Here is a 4,247-nt window from a genome sequence, read left to right as displayed (position 1 = left end):
TAACCTCTTTCATAAAGTAATCTAGCTAAGTTCCATTTCCACTGTTCCCTAGCTGATAAATTGCTGTTAGTGGCTTTAGTCTTTAAATGTGCCATTACCACTATAGCAAAAATATTATTACTTTGCTCTAACTCCTCCCACTGATAATCTAGAAGCTTAACACTAGAAAAGTTGAAGTTTAATTGACTACTTCCTAAACCATATTGGTAATAACTAGGTCGCCAACTGTTAGTTTCATCTCCTAGTATAGCTAAACTAATAACTGGTTTTTGATACAAGTCAAAAGCTCGATAGTTGTAGATAAACATTCTTTGGGAAAATTCTTTATCATATTGACTTTGTACTTCTACATGAATTAATATCCAAACTTCTTGATTATCTAATAACCACACTTGAAATAATTTATCAGCATGGCGTGTTTTGCCGTCCGCAGATGCGGTAATCTGTTCTAATTCTTTATCTAGAGAAATCGGGTTTCTAGTCCAATCTATTTGTTGATAGATTTCTGGGTAAAAGAAGGTGAGAAATGAATCAAAATAATCTCCTATTACTTCTTTCCAGGTTTCATCATAGTTAGCTATAATTTCCGTCATTGTAATTAAAATAGTGTCAAGAATTGTATAAGAGTATTTGTTTATATAGCTTATTCCAGGGTGATGAGATACACCAAGAAATAATCAACCACAGATAAACACAGAGTTACATAAAACCTACTCAAATCTACAGGTGCTGACGCGATTTCAAATTGCCAGGGCTAGTATTCTGAGACACCCATAGTCAATAATAAAGTGATTTGTACAATAAAGTGACCCCAGAATCACCCCAAATTTTCGGTAGGATGATTCAAGATGCAAAAGAGGCTAGGGGTGACAGACTAGATATTAGTCTGCTCCCGCTTTTGTGAAGACGAGCTTAATTCGCTCTCTACAGCACTCGGCAATATTTCAACAAGCAAGCACACTCCATGCGTATTTCTTTAAATTGGCTGCGGGAACTGGTAGAAATTAAACTTAGCCCGGAAGAATTGGCGGAAACCCTGACAATGGCTGGGTTTGAGGTAGAAGACATTGAAAACCGCAACACTTGGGCTAATGGTGTTGTTGTGGGTAAAGTGCTTGAGCGTCAACCCCACCCCAATGCTGATAAATTAAGTGTTTGTCAGGTAGATATCGGTGCATCTGAGCCTTTAAATATTGTCTGTGGTGCGCCTAATGTCAAGGCTGATATTTATGTACCAGTGGCAACTACAGGCACTTATTTACCGAATATCGATTTAAAAATTAAGCCGGCAAAGCTCCGGGGTGTCCCATCTCAAGGGATGATTTGTTCTTTAAAGGAACTTGGTTTACCCACTGATGTAGACGGTATTCATATTTTTCCCCAGGAAAATCTGTCTTTGGGTAGTGATGTGCGTCCGTTATTAGGTTTAGATGATGTAATTTTAGATGTGACTGCAACCGCTAACCGTGCTGATGCTCTCTGTATGGTGGGGATAGCCAGGGAAGTTGCGGCTTTGACTGGTGGTAAGTTGAGTATTCCTACCCCTGGTGCAACATCAGTGTTAAAAGGTGCGGGTAATTTAGGACTAAAAATTGATGACCAGCAAGCCTGTCCTGCTTATATTGGCACAGTCATTGAACAGGTGAAAATTGCCCCTTCTCCTGATTGGTTGCAACAGCGTTTACGGGCGGCTGGGGTACGTCCTATAAATAATGTGGTGGATATCACGAACTATGTTTTGTGGGAATGGGGACAACCACTACACGCTTTTGACAAAGACCGTTTACAGTCTGTTACTGGTGGTGAAGGTTTAACTATTGGTGTTCGCTTCGCTGGTTCTGGGGAATCTTTGAAAACTCTGGATGGACAAACGCGCAATTTATCAACCCAAAATTTGTTAATTACTGCCAATAATAAACCGGTTGCATTGGCGGGTGTGATGGGTGGAGAAGAAACGGAAGTTCATAGCGGTACTCAAAGCTTAGTTTTAGAAGCAGCATTGTTTGATTCTGTGGCTATTCGTCGTTCTTCTCGGAGTGTGGGGTTAAGAAGTGAGGCTTCTGGGAGATATGAGCGAGGAGTCAACCGGGCTGAGTTGGAAATCGCTTGTAACCGGGCTTTATCACTGCTGAGTGAACTAGCTAATGGCGTAATTGTCCAACAGGAAATTGCTGATACTCGCCCAGATGCATCTACTTGGAGTCGTTCTATTGCTCTGCGTTTAGACAGGGTTAATGAAGTGCTGGGGCCAGTGGATTTGGGTGAAGATGAGACAGGCGAAGTCACTGAAGCTGATGTGGAGCGCATTCTCTCGGCGTTAGGTTGTCAGTTAAAATCTGCTGGTGAAGGGAGTTGGACGGTGACAGTTCCGCCTTATCGTTACCGCGATTTAGAACGGGAAATTGATTTGATTGAAGAGTTAGCCCGTCTCTATGGCTATGACAATTTTTGTGATACTTTACCAGAAAAGTCAGAAGCTGGTTATTTATCTTTAGAACAAGAGTTAATCCGCAAGATACGCGCCTTTTTTAGAGCGGAAGGTTTAACGGAAGTTATCCATTATTCTTTGGTGAAACCGGGAAATGATCGTCAGGTGGTTTTGAGTAATCCGCTTTTTGTGGAATATTCGGCTTTGCGAACTGATTTGATTTCTGGTTTGATTGATGCTTTCCAATACAATTTGGAACAGGGAAATGGTTCTTTGAATGGTTTTGACCTGGGGCGGATTTTTTGGCAGGAAGAAGACGGTTTGCAAGAAACTGATGCGATCGCTGGTATTATGGGAGGCGTTAGCGTAGCTCACCGAAGGTATCGCTCAATAGGCAAATGGTCAAAAGGTAGCAGTGAAAACCCGATGACTTGGTTTGATGCTAAAGGTATTTTAGAAAGCGTCTTTGAGCAACTTAACTTAAAGGTGGAATATCAACCAGATTGTCGCGATGAGCGTTTACATCCAGGACGCACGGCTTCTTTGTGGGTGGGTGGTAACAGACTGGGTATTTTTGGTCAACTTCATCCCCAATTACGACAAGATAAAGGTTTACCCGATTCTGTCTATGTATTCCAGCTTGATTTAAATGTGCTGTTGGATGCGCTGGATCAAGATGAGATTTTGGTTCCCAAATTCCATGCTTATTCTACCTATCCTGCAAGCGATCGCGATATTGCCTTTTTCGCACCTGTAAAAATTTCAGTGGCGGACATTGAAAAATCCATCAATAAAGCGGCGAAGGGACTGCTGGAATCTGTGGAATTGTTTGATGAATATCGTGGTGAAAACGTACCCACCGGACAACGTAGTTTAGCATTTCGCTTAATTTATCGGTCAAGCGATCGCACTCTGACTGAGGCGGAAGTGGAACCTGTTCACAATAAAGTCCGTGAGGCTTTAGTGGAGAAATTCGGCGTTAACCTCAGAAGTTAATTAATAGTAGTTTTAGATTTTGGGTTGAATATATCCAAAATCTAAAATTATTCGTGCAGGTATACCTCATTTATGTAGGGTTTGCTGTAATTTTGCATGAATACTTAATAGTTCAAAATATATCGGTAAGGTTCTTTTATGCCGAAATCAAACCGCGAAAAATGATAAGATAAACAATGAAAGTTTCTGAAATTATCAAAATATTAGAAGCAGATGGATGGTATTTGTCGAGAACTAAAGGAAGTCATCGTCAATATAAACACCCTAATAAACTGGGAACAGTAACTGTTCCTGGTAAACATTCCAAAGATTTAGGAATTGGCACTCTTAAAAGTATTCTTAAACAAGCACAATTGGAGGAATGATCATGCGTTATGCAATTATTATTGAAAAAGCTCCAGCAAACTATTCTGCTTATGTACCTGATTTACCTGGATGTGTGAGTATTGGTGACACAATAGAAGAAGTTAAACAAAATATTCAAGAAGCAATTGCTTTTCACTTAGAAGCATTAATAGAAGATGGATTAAACATTCCTCAACCGCAAACAGAATGTGATTATGTTGATGTAGCTGCATAATTCTATTGTCTGTTGTAGGGATAATGTAACGACAATATAGAAAAAATCAACTAATCAGGTTGAGTTGACGCAAGTAAACTCAATATCCTTATATTTGTATGGTTGAACAATTTGCAATAATCATCCTTAACTGAAACCAAGTATGAATTTAGGTGCAGACACATTCCATTAAATGTCTCTACAGGGGTTGGGACATCCTCAAAAATCTTATTCATACTTCAAATTAGCAATGCCAACAGGAAA

At 39.9% G+C, this 4,247-nt stretch carries 3 protein-coding genes and 1 pseudogene; 3 read left to right on the top strand and 1 reads right to left on the bottom strand.

All coding sequences use genetic code 11. From position 1 onward, the window contains the following. Nucleotides 1–593 (bottom strand): annotated as a pseudogene (locus VB654_RS03265) (hypothetical protein); the annotation flags it as partial. A gap of 371 nt (nucleotides 594–964) precedes the next feature. Between VB654_RS03265 and pheT the strand changes: the two are divergent. The 3 genes from pheT to VB654_RS03250 all read left to right on the top strand — a co-directional run bounded on the left by pheT (nucleotide 965) and on the right by VB654_RS03250 (nucleotide 4,004). Further along, a complete protein-coding gene (gene pheT, locus VB654_RS03260; RefSeq protein WP_323212003.1) occupies nucleotides 965–3,424 on the top strand; it encodes a phenylalanine--tRNA ligase subunit beta in 2,460 nt (819 codons plus the stop codon). 176 nt (nucleotides 3,425–3,600) lie between these two features. Beyond that, nucleotides 3,601–3,789, top strand: coding sequence for a type II toxin-antitoxin system HicA family toxin (locus VB654_RS03255; RefSeq protein ID WP_271762089.1), 189 nt, complete (start codon nucleotides 3,601–3,603; stop codon nucleotides 3,787–3,789). Between the two features lie 2 nt (nucleotides 3,790–3,791). Continuing rightward, the gene (locus tag VB654_RS03250) at nucleotides 3,792–4,004 is read left to right on the top strand and encodes a type II toxin-antitoxin system HicB family antitoxin (RefSeq protein WP_323212001.1); all 213 of its coding nucleotides are present in this window, start codon (nucleotides 3,792–3,794) and stop codon (nucleotides 4,002–4,004) included. Nucleotides 4,005–4,247: the final 243 nt, after the last annotated feature.

It is taken from the genome of Nodularia sp. UHCC 0506, from assembly GCF_034931045.1.
Taxonomy (GTDB): Bacteria; Cyanobacteriota; Cyanobacteriia; order Cyanobacteriales; family Nostocaceae; genus Nodularia.
Note: the sequence above shows the minus strand (reverse complement) of the source record. Positions and strands in the feature narration are given on the sequence as shown.